21 protein-coding genes are annotated in these 17,810 nt (G+C 64.6%); all 21 read right to left on the bottom strand.

Going from position 1 to position 17,810, the window contains the following annotated elements:
- Positions 1 to 2 precede the first annotated feature (2 nt).
- Positions 3 to 575, bottom strand: a complete 573-nt coding sequence (gene rplE, locus G9V96_RS05270) for a 50S ribosomal protein L5 (RefSeq protein ID WP_168582104.1) — start codon at positions 573 to 575, stop codon at positions 3 to 5.
- A complete protein-coding gene (gene rplX, locus G9V96_RS05275) occupies positions 572 to 940 on the bottom strand; it encodes a 50S ribosomal protein L24 (protein WP_210424468.1) in 369 nt (122 codons plus the stop codon). The genes rplE and rplX overlap by 4 nt, the downstream gene beginning before the upstream one ends.
- Positions 941 to 943: 3 nt before the next feature.
- Complete coding sequence (gene rplN / locus G9V96_RS05280) at positions 944 to 1,312, bottom strand: 50S ribosomal protein L14 (RefSeq protein ID WP_168582105.1); 369 nt, start codon at positions 1,310 to 1,312, stop codon at positions 944 to 946.
- 124 nt (positions 1,313 to 1,436) lie between these two features.
- The gene (rpsQ, locus tag G9V96_RS05285) at positions 1,437 to 1,733 is read right to left on the bottom strand and encodes a 30S ribosomal protein S17 (RefSeq protein ID WP_168582106.1); all 297 of its coding nucleotides are present in this window, start codon (positions 1,731 to 1,733) and stop codon (positions 1,437 to 1,439) included.
- A gap of 2 nt (positions 1,734 to 1,735) precedes the next feature.
- On the bottom strand, positions 1,736 to 1,972 hold the full coding sequence (gene rpmC, locus G9V96_RS05290; protein WP_168582107.1) for a 50S ribosomal protein L29: 237 nt from the start codon (positions 1,970 to 1,972) through the stop codon (positions 1,736 to 1,738).
- On the bottom strand, positions 1,972 to 2,391 hold the full coding sequence (rplP, locus tag G9V96_RS05295) for a 50S ribosomal protein L16 (RefSeq protein WP_168582108.1): 420 nt from the start codon (positions 2,389 to 2,391) through the stop codon (positions 1,972 to 1,974). Before rplP ends, rpmC begins: the two co-directional genes overlap by 1 nt.
- On the bottom strand, positions 2,391 to 3,230 hold the full coding sequence (gene rpsC / locus G9V96_RS05300; protein ID WP_168582109.1) for a 30S ribosomal protein S3: 840 nt from the start codon (positions 3,228 to 3,230) through the stop codon (positions 2,391 to 2,393). The genes rplP and rpsC overlap by 1 nt, the downstream gene beginning before the upstream one ends.
- Positions 3,230 to 3,604, bottom strand: coding sequence for a 50S ribosomal protein L22 (gene rplV / locus G9V96_RS05305; protein ID WP_168583853.1), 375 nt, complete (start codon positions 3,602 to 3,604; stop codon positions 3,230 to 3,232). Before rplV ends, rpsC begins: the two co-directional genes overlap by 1 nt.
- 23 nt (positions 3,605 to 3,627) lie before the next feature.
- Positions 3,628 to 3,909: a 30S ribosomal protein S19 gene (gene rpsS / locus G9V96_RS05310; RefSeq protein WP_168582110.1), complete on the bottom strand. Its 282-nt coding sequence runs from the start codon at positions 3,907 to 3,909 to the stop codon at positions 3,628 to 3,630.
- A gap of 15 nt (positions 3,910 to 3,924) precedes the next feature.
- Positions 3,925 to 4,761, bottom strand: coding sequence for a 50S ribosomal protein L2 (gene rplB / locus G9V96_RS05315; RefSeq protein ID WP_168582111.1), 837 nt, complete (start codon positions 4,759 to 4,761; stop codon positions 3,925 to 3,927).
- A gap of 50 nt (positions 4,762 to 4,811) precedes the next feature.
- Positions 4,812 to 5,111 carry a 50S ribosomal protein L23 gene (gene rplW, locus G9V96_RS05320; RefSeq protein ID WP_168582112.1) on the bottom strand — a complete coding sequence of 100 codons (300 nt, stop codon included), beginning with the start codon at positions 5,109 to 5,111 and terminating at the stop codon, positions 4,812 to 4,814.
- Entirely contained in the window at positions 5,108 to 5,776 is a 669-nt protein-coding gene (gene rplD / locus G9V96_RS05325) for a 50S ribosomal protein L4 (protein WP_168582113.1), read from the bottom strand. Before rplD ends, rplW begins: the two co-directional genes overlap by 4 nt.
- 5 nt (positions 5,777 to 5,781) lie before the next feature.
- Positions 5,782 to 6,447 (bottom strand): 50S ribosomal protein L3, encoded by a 666-nt coding sequence (gene rplC / locus G9V96_RS05330; protein WP_210424469.1) that lies wholly within the window; start codon positions 6,445 to 6,447, stop codon positions 5,782 to 5,784.
- Between the two features lie 14 nt (positions 6,448 to 6,461).
- A complete protein-coding gene (gene rpsJ, locus G9V96_RS05335) occupies positions 6,462 to 6,770 on the bottom strand; it encodes a 30S ribosomal protein S10 (protein WP_168582114.1) in 309 nt (102 codons plus the stop codon).
- A 442-nt stretch (positions 6,771 to 7,212) separates the two neighbouring features.
- Positions 7,213 to 8,022 carry an enoyl-CoA hydratase/isomerase family protein gene (locus G9V96_RS05340; protein WP_168582115.1) on the bottom strand — a complete coding sequence of 270 codons (810 nt, stop codon included), beginning with the start codon at positions 8,020 to 8,022 and terminating at the stop codon, positions 7,213 to 7,215.
- A gap of 159 nt (positions 8,023 to 8,181) precedes the next feature.
- Complete coding sequence (locus tag G9V96_RS05345; RefSeq protein WP_210424470.1) at positions 8,182 to 8,742, bottom strand: DUF2599 domain-containing protein; 561 nt, start codon at positions 8,740 to 8,742, stop codon at positions 8,182 to 8,184.
- A 239-nt stretch (positions 8,743 to 8,981) separates the two neighbouring features.
- On the bottom strand, positions 8,982 to 10,175 hold the full coding sequence (tuf, locus tag G9V96_RS05350) for an elongation factor Tu (protein WP_168582116.1): 1,194 nt from the start codon (positions 10,173 to 10,175) through the stop codon (positions 8,982 to 8,984).
- Positions 10,176 to 10,292: 117 nt separating this feature from the next.
- Positions 10,293 to 12,395 carry an elongation factor G gene (gene fusA / locus G9V96_RS05355; RefSeq protein WP_168582117.1) on the bottom strand — a complete coding sequence of 701 codons (2,103 nt, stop codon included), beginning with the start codon at positions 12,393 to 12,395 and terminating at the stop codon, positions 10,293 to 10,295.
- Positions 12,396 to 12,510: 115 nt separating this feature from the next.
- Positions 12,511 to 12,981: a 30S ribosomal protein S7 gene (rpsG, locus tag G9V96_RS05360; protein WP_168582118.1), complete on the bottom strand. Its 471-nt coding sequence runs from the start codon at positions 12,979 to 12,981 to the stop codon at positions 12,511 to 12,513.
- Positions 12,981 to 13,355: a 30S ribosomal protein S12 gene (gene rpsL / locus G9V96_RS05365; RefSeq protein WP_168582119.1), complete on the bottom strand. Its 375-nt coding sequence runs from the start codon at positions 13,353 to 13,355 to the stop codon at positions 12,981 to 12,983. Before rpsL ends, rpsG begins: the two co-directional genes overlap by 1 nt.
- Positions 13,356 to 13,857: 502 nt before the next feature.
- A complete protein-coding gene (locus tag G9V96_RS05370; protein WP_168582120.1) occupies positions 13,858 to 17,742 on the bottom strand; it encodes a DNA-directed RNA polymerase subunit beta' in 3,885 nt (1,294 codons plus the stop codon).
- Between the last annotated feature and the right edge of the window lie 68 nt (positions 17,743 to 17,810).

Below are 17,810 nucleotides of genomic sequence, written 5' to 3' on the forward strand. Positions count from 1 at the left end.
GGTCAGTTCTCCTTGAACGGGAATCCGAGGTGACGCAACAGCGCCCGGCCCTCGTCGTCGTTGGTCGCCGTGGTGACGACCGTGATGTCCATACCCCGAACGTGGTCGATCCGGTCCTGGTCGATCTCGTAGAACATGGACTGCTCGTTGAGGCCGAACGTGTAGTTGCCACGGCCGTCGAACTGGTTGGCCGACAGACCACGGAAGTCACGGATCCGCGGGAGTGCAACCGAGACCAGACGGTCCAGGAACTCCCACATTCGGTCGCCCCGCAGGGTGGCGTGACAACCGATCGGCATGCCCTCACGCAGCTTGAACTGCGCGATGGACTTGCGCGCCTTGGTGACCACCGGCTTCTGACCGGTGATCGCCGTGAGGTCGCGCACTGCGCCCTCGATGCGCTTGCTGTCCTTGGCTGCTTCGCCGACACCCATGTTGACAACGACCTTGACGACGCCAGGAATCTGCATGACGTTGCCGTAGCCGAACTCCTTGGCCATTGCCGACTTGATCTGCTCGTCGTACTTGACCCGCAGGCGCGGCTTCACAGCCGGCTGCGTCGTGGTTTCGGTCATGCCAGGTCCTTCCCGGAACGCACAGCAACACGAACACGCTGAGTCTTCATGCGGCCGTCACGCTCGACGGTCTCCACCCGGGTGCGAACCCGGGTCGGCTTCTTCGTCTCGGGGTCGACGATCGCGACATTGCTGACGTGAATCGGGGCTTCCATCGTCACGATGCCACCCGTACGCGAGCCGCGAGAGCTCTGACCGGCGCGGGTGTGCTTCGTGATGCGGTTGATGCCCTCAACCAGGACCCGGTTGGCCTCGGGGTAAACCTCGATGACCTTGCCCTGCTTGCCTCGGTCGCCGCCCTTGTCTTGCTTACGGCCAGAAATGACCTGAACCAGGTCACCCTTCTTGATTTTCATCTTGGCCATGGGTTACAGCACCTCCGGGGCCAGCGAGATGATCTTCATGAACTTCTTGTCACGCAGTTCCCGGCCCACTGGGCCGAAGATGCGCGTGCCACGCGGGTCGCCGTCGCCCTTGAGGATGACGGCCGCGTTCTCGTCGAAGCGGATATAGGAACCGTCGGGACGACGGCGTTCCTTCTTGGTACGGACGATGACCGCCTTGACGACGTCGCCCTTCTTGACGTTGCCGCCGGGGATGGCGTCCTTGACTGCGGCGACGATGACGTCACCGATGCCGGCGTAGCGCCGACCGGAGCCACCGAGCACACGGATGCAGAGGATCTCCTTGGCGCCCGTGTTGTCGGCGACGCGAAGTCGCGACTCCTGCTGGATCACTTCTCACTCCTGTCGTCGCGCTGGTTCTCTGCCCGCCTAAACGGGATGAGCCTTGCGGAACGGATCTGTGGGTCGTCCGAGCCGGGGCGGGAGGTCTCCCCCGCCGCCGGTCTCGAAAGGCTTCTTACTTGGCGCGCTCGAGGATCTCCACGATTCGCCAGCGCTTGGTCGCGGACAGCGGTCGAGTCTCCATAAGGAGAACGCGGTCACCGACACCCGCCTCATTGTTCTCGTCGTGCACCTTCAGTCGGCTCGTGCGCCGCATGACCTTGCCATACAAGGCGTGCTTGACGCGGTCCTCGACCTCGACAACGACGGTTTTATCCATCTTGTCGCTGACGACGTAGCCGCGAGCAGTCTTGCGGTGCGCGCGCTCGGCAGTGGCATCCGCCACGGTGTTCTCCTCCGGGGTCGTGGTCACTGTCAATTCGCCGCCTTCGGGTCACCGATGTTGAGCTCGCGCTCACGCATGATCGTGTAAATCCGCGCGATGTCCTTGCGAACGGCGCGAAGCCGTCCGTGGTTCTCGAGCTGACCGGTGGCCGACTGGAAACGCAGGTTGAACAGCTCGCCCTTGGCCTTGCGCAGCTCGTCGACGAGTTTGTCGTCGGACAGCTCACGCAGGTTGTCAGGGGCCATGTCCTTGCTACCGACCGCCATCAGTTGTCACCACCCTCACGCGCCACGAAGCGGCACTTCATCGGGAGTTTGTGGGTCGCCAGCCGCATTGCTTCACGGGCGACCTCTTCGGAAACGCCGGACAGCTCGAACATGATGCGTCCGGGCTTCACGTTTGCGACCCACCACTCGGGGGAACCCTTACCGGAACCCATGCGGGTTTCAGCAGGCTTCTTGGTCAGCGGACGGTCCGGGTAGATGTTGATCCACACCTTTCCGCCACGCTTGATGTAACGGGTCATAGCGATACGCGCCGACTCGATCTGCCGGTTGGTGACGTAGGCCGGCGTGATCGCCTGGAGACCGTAGTCCCCGAATGCGATCTGGGTGCCGCCCTTGGCCATACCGCGGCGGGTCGGGTGGTGCTGCTTACGGTGCTTGACTCGGCGAGGAATCAGCATCAGGACGCTCCTCCGTCGGTGTTCGCGGGCGCACCGGCCGTTGCGGGTGCACCTGCGGGGGCGGCACCTGCGTCACGACCGCCGCGGGTAGCGCGCTCGGTACCGGGCCGACGGCCACGGGCGGGGCGGTCGCCCCGGTCAGCGCGGGGACCGCGAGCGGGACGGCTCGGAGCTGCAGCCTGCTGGGCTGCCAGTTCCTTCGCGGTCATGTCGCCCTTGTAGATCCAAACCTTCACGCCGATGCGGCCGAAGGTGGTGCGGGCCTCGTAGAAGCCGTAGTCGATCTGCGCACGCAGGGTGTGCAGCGGCACGCGCCCTTCGCGGTAGAACTCCGAGCGGCTCATCTCGGCGCCGCCGAGACGACCCGAACACTGCACTCGGATGCCCTTGGCGCCGGCGCGCAACGAGGACTGCATGCCCTTGCGCATCGCACGACGGAAGGAGACACGAGCGCTGAGCTGCTCGGCGATGCCCTGGGCCACAAGCTGCGCGTCCATCTCGGGGTTCTTGACCTCGAGGATGTTCAGCTGCACCTGCTTGCCCGTGAGCTTCTCCAGCTCGCCGCGGATACGGTCTGCCTCGGCGCCGCGGCGACCGATGACGATGCCCGGACGCGCGGTGTGGATGTCGACACGAACGCGATCACGCGTGCGCTCGATTTCGACGCGGCTGATGCCAGCCCGCTCCATGCCCGTGGACATGAGGCGGCGGATCGCCACGTCTTCCTTGACGTAGTCGCGGTAGCGCTGGCCGACCTTGGTGCTGTCGGCGAACCAGCGGCTCTTGTGCTCGGTGGTGATACCGAGGCGAAACCCGTGCGGGTTGACCTTCTGACCCATTAGCGGGTGCCTCCCTTGCTGGACGTCGACGGCTGAGCGACGTGGACCGTGATGTGGCTCGTGCGCTTCAGGATCTTGTAAGCCCGACCCTGTGCACGCGGCTGGAACCGCTTCATGGTCGGTCCCTCGTCGACGTAGGCCTCACTGACGACGAGCTGACGCTCATCGAACGGCAGCGACTCCTTGTCGGCCTTGACCCGTGCGTTGGCGATGGCACTAGCCAGAACCTTGTACACGGGGTCACTGGCCGACTGCGGCGCGAACTGCAGAACAGCAAGGGCTTCACTCGCCTGCTTGCCACGGATGAGGTTCACGACGCGGCGCGCCTTCATGGGCGTGACGCGAACTCCGCGCGCCTGCGCCTTGGCTTCCATCACGTTTCCCTTCTCGGTGGACATCAGCGACGACGCCCCTTCTTGTCATCCTTGATGTGCCCCTTGAATGTGCGCGTCGGGGCGAATTCGCCGAGCTTGTGCCCGACCATCGCTTCGGTGACGAACACCGGGACGTGCTTGCGACCGTCATGTACGGCGAAAGTGTGGCCGAGGAAGTCCGGTGCAATGACCGAACGACGTGACCAGGTCTTGATGACGTTCTTGCTGCCCGCTTCGTTTTGGGCGTCCACCTTTTTCTGCAGGTGGCCGTCGATGAAGGGACCCTTTTTCAGGCTGCGTGGCATCTCGTAGGGCTCCTATCAGCGCTTCTTGCCAGTACGACGGCGACGCACAATGAGCTTGTCGCTCTCCTTGTTCGGGTGCCGGGTACGGCCCTCAGGCTGACCCCAGGGGCTAACCGGGTGCCGGCCACCAGACGTGCGCCCTTCACCACCACCGTGCGGGTGGTCGACCGGGTTCATAACGACACCGCGGACCGTGGGGCGCTTACCCTTCCAGCGCATACGGCCGGCCTTGCCCCAGTTGATGTTGCTCTGCTCGGCGTTACCGACCTCACCGATGGTGGCGCGGCAGCGAACGTCGACGTTGCGAATCTCACCGGAGGGCATACGCAACTGGGCGTAGCGGCCTTCCTTGGCGACCAACTGCACACGCGCACCGGCACTGCGGGCGATCTTCGCGCCGCCACCGGGCCGAAGCTCGATCGCGTGGATGACCGTACCCACCGGGATGTTGCGCATCGGCAGGTTGTTACCGGGCTTGATGTCGGCGCTGGGGCCGTTCTCGATCCGGTCGCCCTGCTTGAGGCGGTTCGGCGCGATGATGTAACGCTTCTCGCCATCGGCGTAGTGCAGAAGCGCGATCCGGGCGGTGCGGTTGGGGTCGTACTCGATGTGAGCGACCTTGGCCGGGATGCCGTCCTTGTCATTACGACGGAAGTCGATGACTCGGTAGGCGCGCTTGTGGCCACCACCGATGTGGCGGGTCGTGATACGACCCTGGTTGTTTCGTCCACCCGACTTGGCGAGCGGACGCACCAGGGACTTCTCGGGCTCGGAGCGCGTGACTTCAACGAAGTCCGCCACGCTCGACCCGCGACGTCCCGGCGTCGTCGGCTTGTATTTGCGGATACCCATGCTCTAGTTCCTCGGTTCCCTGTCGATTCGATCGATGATCAGCGCCGGCCTCAGGCCGTTCCGCCGAACACGTCGATCGAGCCTTCCTTGAGGGTGACGATGGCGCGCTTGGTGTCCTTGCGCTTACCAGTGCCGAACCGAGTCCGACGGGTTTTGCCGACGCGGTTCATCGTGTTGATGGACTGGACCTTGACGCCGAAAACCGTCTCGACCGCGATCTTGATCTCGGTCTTGTTGGCTCGCGGGTCAACGAGGAAGGTGTACTTCCCCTCGTCCATCAGGGTGTAGGACTTCTCAGAGACCACCGGCGCGAAGATCACGTCGCGGGGGTCCTTACCGGGGGCGCTCACTTGGCCACCTCCTGCGCGTTGTCGACGGTCACGCCGGCCTTGCCGCCAGCGAGGAAGGCCGCGAAGGCACCCTCGGTGAAGACGATGTCGTCGGCGCAGAGAACGTCGTAGGTGTTGAGCTGGTCAGCCCACAGCACGTGCACGTTGGCGATGTTGCGCACAGAGCGCTCCGTCACCGTGTCGTCCCGCTCAGTCACGACCAAGAGGTTGCGACGCTGGGTGAGCGAGCCGAGCAGGACCGCCGCGGCCTTGGCCGAGGGGACATCCCCCTGGGTTACCCCAGTGATGATGTGCACCCGGTTGTGACGCGCCCGATCGGACAGAGCGCCGCGCAGAGCGGCCGCCTTCATCTTCTTGGGGGTGCGCTGGCTGTAGTCGCGCGGCTGCGGGCCGTGGACGATGCCACCACCTGCGAACTGAGGCGCGCGGATCGAACCCTGACGGGCGCGACCGGTGCCCTTCTGGCGGTAAGGCTTGCGGCCACCGCCACGCACGTCGGCGCGGGTCTTGGTGGAGTGCGTGCCCTGGCGTGCCGCCGCGAGCTGCGCGACAACCACCTGGTGGATCAGGGGCACGTTGGTCTGGACGTCGAAGATCTCCGCGGGGAGCTCGGCCTGACGGCCGGCGGCGGAGCCCGTGGCGTCGATGATGTCGATCGTCGTCATGTGGGTCACGCTCCCTTGAGCGCGGTGCGAACGAGGACGACTGCGCCGCGGGGGCCGGGAACGGCACCCTTGATGAGCAGCAGACCCTTTTCCGCGTCGACCGCGTGAATGAGCAGGTTCTGGGTCGTCTGACGCACGCCGCCCATGCGGCCGGCCATGCGGTGACCCTTGAAAACGCGGCCAGGCGTGGCGCAAGCGCCGATCGAACCCGGCTTGCGGTGGTTGCGGTGCGCACCGTGCGAGGCGCCGACGCCGTGGAAGCCGTGACGCTTCATAACACCGGCGAAGCCCTTGCCCTTGGTGCGTCCGACGACGTCGACGCGCGTTCCGGCCTCGAACAGCTCAGCCGTGATTTCTTGCCCCGGGGCGAAGTTGGCGGCCTCGGAGGTACGCAGTTCGACGAGGTGACGGCGCGGCGTGACGCCGGCCTTCTCGAAGTGCCCGCTCATCGGCTGGTTGACCTTACGCGGGTCAATCGCGCCGAAGGCGATCTGGATCGCGTTGTAGCCGTCAGTAGCCGCATCGCGGACCTGCGTAACAACGCACGGACCCGCCTTGATGACGGTCACCGGAACGAGGCGATTATCGGCGTCCCATACCTGGGTCATGCCGAGCTTCTCGCCCAGCACACCGGTGATGGCGCGCTCGGTGGTGGATGGAGTGCTAGTCATGTCCGACCCTGCCCTCAAAGCTTGATCTCGATGTTGACGTCCGCCGGCAGGTCGAGTCGCATGAGCGAGTCAACAGCCTTCGGCGTCGGGTCCACGATGTCGATGAGGCGCTTGTGCGTGCGCATCTCGAAGTGTTCGCGGCTGTCCTTGTACTTGTGGGGCGACCGGATGACGACGAAGACGTTCTTCTCCGTCGGCAGCGGCACCGGACCGACCACGGTCGCGCCTGCGCGCTCTACCGTGTCGACAATTTTGCGCGCCGAGCTGTCGATGACCTCGTGGTCGTACGACTTAAGCCGGATGCGGATCTTCTGTCCCGCCATCGCTTCGTCAGACTCTCTTCCTGGTCGTTCCACTACGGATCCGGTTGAGGCGCCGACCCCCGCGGTCGGGTGTGTCGCGCCCGTCGCGGTGATCCAGGCACAGAGATATCCCCTGCGCCCCGGATCGGGGTTTGGTCGCCCGGTGTGAACCGGAGCTGGTCCTTTGGCTTACGAGGGTGCCCCAGTTCGTGGACGGATCCACGTGCTAGTCACCTCTCGCGAGGGACGACAGCGTGCACACGCAATGGAGCACGTCGCCGTCAAGCAACCTGTCCATAGTGCCAGAGGCTCGGCACTAGAACCAAATCGCCACCTCAACGACCCCGGATGGCCCGACGGCGGACACCTCATTCACCCTCTCGGCTCATAACGAACCAGAGGGTGACGCCCCGGGACGCCGCTGGGCCGCCACCCGAGGTGGCGGCCCAGCGGCGGTGCAGAATCAGCGTCCGGGAAAAGTGGGCTTCTCCTTAGCGATGAAGGCCCGCACGCCCTCAGCCTTGTCAGCGGTCTCGAATGCATCGTGGAAAGCCGTGGCTTCCAGGTCGCAGCCCTGGGCTGTGGTCATGGTTGCCGAGGCGTCCAGAAGCCGCTTGCACGAGGCGATCGCTACCGGCGACTTGCCGGCCAACTCCGCCGCCAGGGCCTTCGCCCCCGCCAGGAGCGCTGCGGGGTCGTCGAAGAGCGCGTTCACCAAACCGATGCGGTAGGCCTCCTCGGCCTTGATCGCGCGCCCGGTGTAGATGAGCTCGCGAGCCATCCCGATCCCCACCCGCTGGGTGAGGCGTACCGAGCCGCCGAAACCAGGCACCAACCCGAGGTTGACCTCAGGTTGGCCGAACTTGGCGTTCTTGCTGGCGTAGATCATGTCGCAGGCCATCGCCAACTCGCACCCACCACCGAGGGCAAAGCCGTTGACCGCCGCGATGACCGGCACCGGCAGCGCTTCGAGGCGCAGGGTGACTTCCTGCATGCGGCGGCTGTAGGCCTCCCCCTGGGCTGCCTCCATCCCGTTCATCTCCACGATGTCGGCCCCCGCGACGAAAGCCTTCTCCCCGGCGCCGGTGATGATGAGCGCGCGCACCGGCCAGTTGCCGTCCTGGCCCATCGTGGCCAGTTTGTCCGTCAGCGCCCACAGATCCTCCACCACGGCGCCGGCAAGCGCGTTGAGCACCTCCGGACGGTTGATGGTGACGATCAGAGCCTGGTCCTCCTGCTCGACCAGCAGAGTCTCGTAGCTGCCGAATTCCATGGGTTCTCCTTGCTCGCAATCGTGGGCGCCCAGTCCACGCCCCACGTTAGACGGACTTGCCCGTGCCGGCTTAGAAAGGCGACTGCCACCTAGTGCCTGGGCCGGCCGCCGTAGCTCAGGAAAGCAGCACACCAGGTGGTGAGCGCCCTAGCGGCCCGGCTAGCCCACATCCAGGACGTCTCCAGGGTTGCAGCCGGCAAACACAGTCTGTGGGTACCCCACCGCAGGGCGCTCCGGCTCCAGGTACCACCCCTTTTTCAGGAAAGCGAAGGCCGCGTGACACAGGAACTGATCGCGCATACCCGGAGTGTCCGCTTCGGGAACCGAGGCCAGTACCCGGCGCCAAGCCTCCTCGTGCACCGGCTTCTCCCGGGAGTCGCGAAGGGCTTGCGAGGGGGTGACCACCAGCGCCCGAACGCCCTCCCGCTGCACCCACCGCGCCTCTGCCACCAGCACGTCGTTCGGAGCCGCTGCGAAGCTACTCTCCCCCGCCGCGGTAGCCACTGGGCTCTCCCCCGCCGCGGTGACCTCGACGCTCCCCTTGGGCGGGCCGCTGGAGCTGTCAGGACCGCCATGTGGTGACCCGGACAGGCTCGGAACCGAGCCCGGCTCGACATCACAGCCGGTCAGCCCCGCAGCCAGCAGAGCGAAAGCAATACCGATCCGCATACCGCGCTGACCCACCCTCACCCCCGCATACTCCGATTCCCACCTGCTCACTGCCTGAACACTCCCTGCAGATTCGCTGCCCAGTCCGCCCGGGTGAACCTGGACCAGACGTCCGGCCTCTCACGCTTCCCTCCCCCCGGCAGGTCCATGAGCGGGACCCGCGAGTCCGGGGCACCCCCTACCTGGCACCTCCCAGACATGACAGTGGGGGTTCGAGCCGTATCGGCTCGAACCCCCACCCGGTCACGTTCTGCCGCTAAGCGGCAGCGCGTGAGTCGTCTAGCAATGGGTCACTTGATGATCTTGGTGACCCGGCCGGCGCCCACAGTGCGTCCACCCTCACGGATAGCGAACTTGAGGCCCTCTTCCATCGCGATGGGCTGAATGAGGTCGACCTTCATGTCGGTGTTGTCACCGGGCATGACCATCTCGGTGCCCTCGGGCAACTGCACAACGCCCGTCACGTCCGTGGTACGGAAGTAGAACTGCGGGCGGTAGTTGTCGTAGAACGGCGTGTGACGGCCACCCTCGTCCTTGGACAGGATGTAGACCTGGCCCTCGAACTCGGTGTGCGGGGTGATCGAGCCCGGCTTGCAGATGACCTGCCCGCGCTCGACGTCCTCGCGCTTGGTGCCACGAAGCAGCAGACCGACGTTCTCGCCAGCGCGACCCTCATCGAGGAGCTTGCGGAACATCTCGATGCCCGTGACGGTCGTCTTGGACGAACCCTCGCGGATACCGACGATCTCGATCTCCTCGTTGACCTTGAGGATGCCGCGCTCGATACGGCCGGTGACGACCGTGCCACGACCGGTGATCGTGAAGACGTCCTCAACGGGCATAAGGAACGGCTTGTCGATGTCGCGCTCCGGCTGCGGAATCGCTTCGTCGACGGCGTTCATGAGCTCGATAATGCTCTCGGCCCACTTCTCGTCACCCTCAAGAGCCTTCAGCGCCGAGACCTTGACGACCGGAAGGTCGTCGCCGGGGAACTCGTAGCTCGAGAGAAGCTCACGAACCTCCATCTCGACGAGTTCGAGGATTTCCTCGTCGTCGACCATGTCGGTCTTGTTGAGCGCAACGACGATGGCGGGAACGCCAACCTGGCGAGCCAGGAGGACGTGCTCCTTCGTCTGCGGCATCGGGCCATCCGTAGCCGCCACCACGAGAATCGCACCGTCCATCTGCGCCGCACCCGTGATCATGTTCTTCACGTAGTCGGCGTGTCCGGGGCAGTCGACGTGAGCGTAGTGACGCTCTTCCGTCTGGTACTCGATGTGCGAGATCGAGATGGTGATACCGCGCTGCTTCTCCTCGGGTGCCTTGTCGATCTCGTCGAAAGGCGTGAAGGGGTTAAGGTCCGGGTACTTGTCGTGCAGGACCTTGGAGATCGCAGCTGTCAGCGTCGTCTTACCGTGGTCAATGTGACCAATGGTGCCGATGTTGACGTGCGGCTTGGTCCGCTCGAACTTCGCCTTCGCCACTGTTGTCCTCCTGGTGGACTTGGTGTGTAACGCCGCATGCCCGAGAGGGGTGTGGCGCGTTGTGGATATTTATTGCGGTGTGATCACGAAGAGGCTTGACGGGTGAGTGTACCCGCCTCACTCGCCTCGCATCTTCTTGACGATCTCGTCCGAGACGTTCCGGGGAACCTCAGCGTACGAGTCGAATTGCATCGTGTAGTTGGCGCGACCCTGAGTCTTGCTTCGCAGGTCGCCAACGTACCCGAACATCTCGGACAGCGGCACAAGGGCACGAATGATCTTGGCGCCGCTGATGTCCTCCATGGCCTGCATCTGGCCACGGCGGGAGTTGATGTCGCCGATAACGTCACCCATGTAGTCCTCGGGGGTACGAACCTCGACAGCCATCATCGGCTCGAGAAGCACCGGGTCGGCCTTGCGAAGGGCTTCCTTGGCTGCCATCGAACCGGCGATCTTGAACGCCATCTCCGAAGAGTCGACGTCGTGGTAGGCGCCGTCAAGCAGGGTCGCCTTGATGCCCACGAGTGGGTAGCCGGCAAGAATACCGACCTGCAGGGCGTCCTTGATGCCGGCGTCGACACTGGGGATGTACTCGCGAGGGATACGGCCACCCGTGACCTTGTTCGAGAACTCGTACATCTCACCCTCGGCGGTGTCCAGGGGCTCGAAGGAGAGCTGCACCTTCGCGTACTGCCCGGAGCCACCGGTCTGCTTCTTGTGGGTGTAGTCGAACTTCTCCACGGTGCGACGAATCGTCTCGCGGTAGGCAACCTGAGGCTTACCGACATTCGCCTCGACCTTGAACTCGCGACGCATACGGTCCACGAGGATGTCCAGGTGCAACTCGCCCATTCCCTTGATGATCGTCTGGCCAGTCTCCTGGTCCAGCTCGACCTGGAAGGTCGGGTCTTCCTCGGCAAGCTTCTGGATAGCTGTTCCCAGCTTCTCCTGGTCACCCTTGGTCTTGGGCTCGATGGCCACGCTGATGACCGGCTCGGGGAAGGACATCGACTCAAGCACGACATGGTCGTTGAGGTCGCACAAGGTGTCGCCGGTCGTGGTGTCCTTCAGCCCGATCATCGCGTAGATGTGGCCGGCGGAAACCGAGTCGACAGGGTTCTCCTTGTTGGCGTGCATCTGGAAGAGCTTCCCGATGCGCTCCTTCTTCTGCTTGGTCGAGTTGTAACACGGCTGCCCGGACTCGATGTGCCCCGAGTAGACGCGCACGTAGGTCAGACGCCCGAAGAACGGGTGGCTGACGACCTTGAAGGCCAGCGCCGAGAACGGCTCCGAGAAGTCCGCGTGACGCTCGATGATCTTGGTCTCGTCCTTGGGGTCGTGTCCCTGAATAGCGGGCACGTCCAGCGGGCTGGGCAGGTAGTCGATGACAGCATCGAGAACCGGCTGTACGCCCTTGTTCTTGAAGGCCGAGCCACAGAAGACCGGGTAGATGTCGCTGTTGCAGGTGAGCTTGCGGATACCCGCCTTGATCTCGGCCTGCGTGAGCTCTTCGCCCTCCAGGTACTTCTCCATGAGCGCGTCGTCCGCCTCGGCGACCTTCTCGATGAGCTGCGCCCGGTACTCCACGGCCTTGGCCTGTAGGTCTTCGGGGATCTCTTCGATGTCGTAGTCGTCGCCCTTTTGGACGTCGCCATGCCAGACGAAGGCCTTCATCGTCAGCAGGTCGACTACGCCGCGGAATTCGCTCTCTGCCCCGATGGGCAGCTGCATGACCAGCGGCGTCGCGCCCAGACGATCAATGATCGTCTTGACGGTGTAGTAGAAGTCAGCGCCCAGCTTGTCCATCTTGTTGACGAAGCAGATACGCGGGACGTTGTACTTGTCGGCTTGGCGCCACACAGTCTCCGACTGCGGCTCGACGCCCTCTTTACCGTCGAAGACGGCGACCGCGCCATCGAGTACGCGCAGCGAACGCTCCACCTCGACGGTGAAGTCGACGTGACCGGGCGTGTCGATGATGTTGACCTGGCTGTCTTTCCAGAAGCAGGTCGTCGCGGCGGACGTGATGGTGATGCCGCGCTCGGCTTCCTGTTCCATCCAGTCCATCGTGGAGGCGCCGTCGTGCGTCTCACCGATCTTGTAGTTAATACCGGTATAGAACAGGATCCGCTCGGTCACGGTGGTCTTGCCGGCGTCGATGTGCGCCATGATGCCGATGTTGCGGACCTTGCTCAGGTCGGTCAGGACATCGAGTGCCACTAGCTCTCAGCTCTCATTCGTGGTGGTCGTCGGTTGCCTAGCGTTGGCCGGTTGAACCGGACCGCCCGCGGTGTTCCGGGAGCAACAGTGCGCCGCTCCCGGAACGGGGATGGGTTTACCAGCGGTAGTGAGCGAAGGCCTTGTTGGACTCGGCCATCTTGTGGGTGTCCTCGCGACGCTTGACAGCGGCACCGAGGCCATTGCTGGCATCGAGGATCTCGTTCATGAGTCGCTCGGTCATGGTCTTCTCACGACGCTGGCGGCTGTAGCCAACCAACCAACGCAGAGCCAGGGTGGTCGAACGGCCCGGGCGCACCTCAACCGGCACCTGGTACGTGGCGCCACCAACACGGCGGCTACGAACCTCAAGAGTCGGCTTCACGTTGTCCAGCGCACGCTTGAGCGTGACCACCGGGTCGGTGCCCGTCTTCTGGCGGCAGCCTTCGAGTGCACCGTAGACAGTGCGCTCAGCGATCGACTTCTTGCCATCGAGCAGAATCTTGTTCACCAGCTGGGTCACCAGCGGCGACCCGTATACCGGGTCGACGACGAGCGGCCGCTTCGGGGCGGGGCCCTTACGAGGCATTACTTCTTCTCCCTCTTCGCGCCGTAACGGGACCGTGCCTGCTGGCGGTTCTTGACACCCTGGGTGTCCAGCGAACCGCGGACGATCTTGTACCGCACGCCGGGGAGGTCCTTCACACGGCCACCGCGCACGAGCACGATGGAGTGTTCCTGCAGGTTGTGACCCACACCGGGGATGTAGGCCGTGACCTCAATCTGACTGGTGAGCTTGACACGCGCGACCTTACGCAGAGCCGAGTTCGGCTTCTTGGGGGTCGTGGTGTAGACGCGGGTGCAAACACCGCGTCGCTGCGGGCTCCCCTTGAGCGCAGGGGTTTTGGCCTTGGTGGCCTTATCCTTGCGCCCCTTACGGACGAGCTGGTTGATCGTGGGCACGTAATCTCCGTACGTCGTGTGTGATCCGGGCGGTCTACTCTCGACCGTCCTCCTTGGTCATACCTCCCGGCGCCGGCATCACCTGCCCGCACCCAGAGGCCCCCACCTGTATTTCCCGCAGCGTGCGCAGTTACGCACACACCCTGCGAGCTACCCGGCGAGGGGACATGTCTGGAGTGAGAACCGGCATCCTTGGCTTCCCGCTTCATCGGCCGACAGGAGGTTGCGGGTCGTTACGACCCACTCACTCCCCCGACACGATGACGGTTCCCCGTCGAGTGCTAGGCACACAGGCACCCCACGGGGCCCAGAACATGCCCCATCAGCCTACCGGCAGGCTTTCTGCAGCACCAAATCGGGGCCAACGACCTCTGCTTCCGCATCGGGCCGCGGTGCTGCCGGGACAACCTGCGAACTGGACCGGCTCCCTCTCTTTGCCAGCAAAACCGCGGGGCGCCCGAGCTTGGTAGCTCGGGCGCCCCGCGGCGGGCGTGGGCACCGATCAGGTGTCCAGGCCCAGCGCAGCGTCGTCCAGCCGAACTGCCTCGCCCGAACCCGGACCGAAGGTCGGGTAGTCGAACTGCTGGTAGTCGGGCATGGCGTACATGGCCGCCTTGGCCTCTTCGGTGGGCTCCACCCGCACATTGCGGTAGCGGGGCAAGCCCGTACCCGCCGGGATGAGCTTTCCGAGGATGACGTTCTCCTTGAGGCCGAGCAGCGGGTCGGACTTGGCGTGGATAGCCGCGTCCGTGAGCACCCGAGTCGTCTCCTGGAACGAAGCAGCCGACAACCAGCTGTCCGTGGCCAAAGACGCCTTGGTGATACCCATCAGCTCGGGGCGACCCGAAGCCGGCTTGCCACCCTCGGAGACGACCCGACGGTTCTCGGTCTCGAAGTGACCGCGCACCGCCATCGAACCGGGCAGCAGATCGGCGTCGCCCGCCTCGATGATGGTCACCCGGCGCAGCATCTGGCGCACGATGACCTCGATGTGCTTGTCGTGGATCGAGACGCCCTGCTGGCGGTAGACCTTCTGGACTTCCTCAACCAGGTGCATCTGGACCGCACGCGGGCCGAGGATGCGAAGGACCTGCTTGGGGTCGATCGCGCCCTGAATCATCTTGGTGCCGACCTCGACGTGCTCACCATCGGCGACCAGCAAGCGCGAACGCTTGCTCACCGGGTAGGCGTGCTCCTCGCTGCCGTCGTCCGGGGTGAGCAGGATGCGACGAGCCTTGTCGGTCTCTTCGATCTCCACCCGGCCAGCGGCCTCGGCGATCGGCGCCACACCCTTGGGGGTACGGGCCTCGAAAAGCTCGACAACACGCGGCAGACCCTGCGTGATGTCGTCACCGGCCACACCACCGGTGTGGAAGGTACGCATCGTCAGCTGGGTGCCGGGCTCACCGATGGACTGCGCGGCGATGATGCCGACAGCCTCGCCGATGTCCACGAGCAGACCGGTGGCCAGGCTGCGCCCGTAGCACTTGGCGCAGGTGCCCACGTGGCTGTCACAGGTGAGCACCGAGCGCACCTTGACCTCCTCCAGGCCGGCCGCGACCAGCGAGGCGATGGCCACATCCCCGAGGTCGATGCCGGCTTCCAGGATGGTCTTGCCGTCGACAACGACATCCTGAGCCAACGTGCGAGCGTAGACAGCCGACTCGACGTCGTCATGCAGCATGAGGCTGCCATCGGTACGGCGGGTCGCGATCGGCATCGTCAGGCCACGGTCGGTGCCGCAGTCCCATTCGCGAATGATGACGTCCTGGCTGACGTCGACCAGACGACGGGTCAGGTAACCCGAGTCGGCCGTACGCAACGCGGTGTCTGCCAGACCCTTACGGGCACCGTGCGTGGAGATGAAGAACTCCAGCACGGACAGGCCTTCGCGGAAGTTCGCCTTGATCGGGCGCGGGATGATCTCGCCCTTCGGGTTGGCCATGAGGCCACGCATACCCGCGATCTGGCGCAACTGGAACCAGTTACCACGAGCACCCGAGGAAACCATGCGGTAGATGGGGTTCGTCCGTGGGAAGAACGCCTCCATCTCCTTGGCGACCTCATTGCTGCCCTGGGTCCAGATCTCGATGAGCTCCTGACGGCGCTCGTCGTCGGTGATGAGACCGCGTTCGTACTGGACCTGGACCTTCTCGGCCTTGGCCTCGTAACCCTCAAGGATCTCGGCCTTGCGGGGTGGGGTGACCACGTCGGAGATAGCCACGGTCGTGCCGGACCGGGTGGCCCAGTAGTAACCCGTCTCCTTCAGCGCGTCCAAGCTCGCCGCGACCTGCACCTTGCTGTACCGCTCGGCGAGGTCGTTGACGATCAGGGACAACTGCTTCTTGTCCACCGGGACGTCCACGAAGGGGTAGTCCATCGGGAGCGTGGTGTTGAAGATCGCCCGACCCAGGGTCGTGGTGAACGCAAGCGCCTCCACGGTCCCGTCTTCACGGATCTGGGTGCCCTCGGGCACCTCCATGTCGGAGTTGGGCACCACATCATGCAGCCGCAGGTGGATCTTGGATCCCAGCGCGATCTGACCGGCGTCGAAGGCCATTCGGGCTTCGGCAACCGTGCTGAACGCCCGCCCCTGCCCCGGTCCGTCTTCGACCTCACAGGTGAGGTGGAACAGACCGATGATCATGTCCTGGCTGGGCATGGTCACCGGGCGACCGTCAGCCGGCTTGAGGATGTTGTTGCTGGAGAGCATGAGGATGCGGGCCTCGGCCTGCGCCTCCGCGCTCAGCGGAACGTGCACGGCCATCTGGTCACCGTCGAAGTCGGCGTTGAACGCGCCGCACACGAGCGGGTGGAGCTGGATGGCCTTGCCCTCGACAAGCTGCGGCTCGAACGCCTGAATACCGAGTCGGTGCAGCGTCGGTGCGCGGTTGAGCAGCACCGGGTGCTCGGTGATGACCTCTTCGAGCACGTCCCACACCTGCGGACGAGCCCGCTCGACCATGCGCTTGGCCGACTTGATGTTCTGCGCGTGGTCGAGGTCGACCAGTCGCTTCATCACGAACGGCTTGAACAGCTCCAGAGCCATCTGCTTGGGCAGACCGCATTGGTGCAGCTTCAGCGTCGGGCCGACGACGATGACGCTACGCCCGGAGTAGTCGACGCGCTTACCGAGCAAGTTCTGACGGAAGCGACCCTGCTTGCCCTTGAGCATGTCGGACAGCGACTTCAGCGGGCGGTTACCCGGGCCCGTGACAGGCCGGCCGCGGCGACCGTTGTCGAACAGCGCGTCAACGGCCTCCTGCAGCATCCGCTTCTCGTTGTTCACGATGATCTCGGGCGCGCCGAGATCGAGCAGTCGCTTGAGGCGGTTGTTCCGGTTGATGACACGGCGGTACAGGTCGTTCAGGTCCGAGGTCGCGAAGCGGCCACCGTCGAGCTGCACCATCGGGCGCAGGTCCGGCGGGATGACCGGCACGCAGTCCAGAACCATGCCCATCGGGTTGTTCGTCGTGGTCTGGAAGGCCGTGACGACGCGGAGCCGCTTCAGGGCGCGGGTCTTCTTCTGACCCTTACCCGTGGCGATGACCTCGCGCAGGTACTCCGATTCGGCAGCCAGGTCGAAGGTCTCCAAGCGCTTCTGCAGCGCCGCCGCACCCATGCCGCCCTCGAAGTACATGCCGAAACGGTCACGCATCTCGCGGTAGAGCATCTCGTCGCCCTCGAGGTCCTGAACCTTGAGGTTCTTGAACCGGTCCCACACCTGGGTGAGGCGCTCGATCTGCTGGTCGGCCTTCTTGCGGATGGAGTTCATCTCACGCTCGGCACCCTCGCGCACCTTGCGGCGCACGTCGCCCTTGGCGCCCTCGGCCTCGAGCTGGGCCAGGTCCGTCTCGAGCTTCTTGGCGCGAGCTTCGATGGCCGCGTCGCGACCGTTCTCGATGCCCTTGCGCTCCACATCGATCTGGGCCTCCAAGGAGGGCAGGTCGCGGTGGCGCGCGTCGGTGTCGACCGAGGTGATCATGTAGGCCGCGAAGTAGATGACCTTTTCCAGGTCCTTCGGGGCCAGGTCGAGCAGGTAGCCCAGTCGGCTGGGAACACCCTTGAAGTACCAGATGTGGGTAACGGGGGCGGCCAGTTCGATGTGCCCCATCCGCTCGCGACGAACGCCGGATCGAGTGACCTCGACCCCGCAGCGCTCACAGATGATGCCCTTGAAGCGGACTCGCTTGTACTTACCGCAGTAGCACTCCCAGTCCCGAGTGGGACCGAAGATCTTCTCGCAGAACAGGCCGTCCTTCTCGGGCTTGAGCGTGCGGTAGTTGATCGTCTCCGGCTTCTTGACCTCGCCGTGACTCCAGGTGCGGATGTCGTCCGCACTGGCCAGTCCGATGCGCAACTCGTCGAAGAAGTTGACGTCGAGCACGTGTGTCTCTCTCTCGCTCTACAAAACTCAGGTCAGCACGTTGGGTGGGCGCCGTGCGGCGGGATTAA

The organism is Gephyromycinifex aptenodytis (assembly GCF_012277275.1).
Taxonomy (GTDB): Bacteria; Actinomycetota; Actinomycetes; order Actinomycetales; family Dermatophilaceae; genus Gephyromycinifex; species Gephyromycinifex aptenodytis.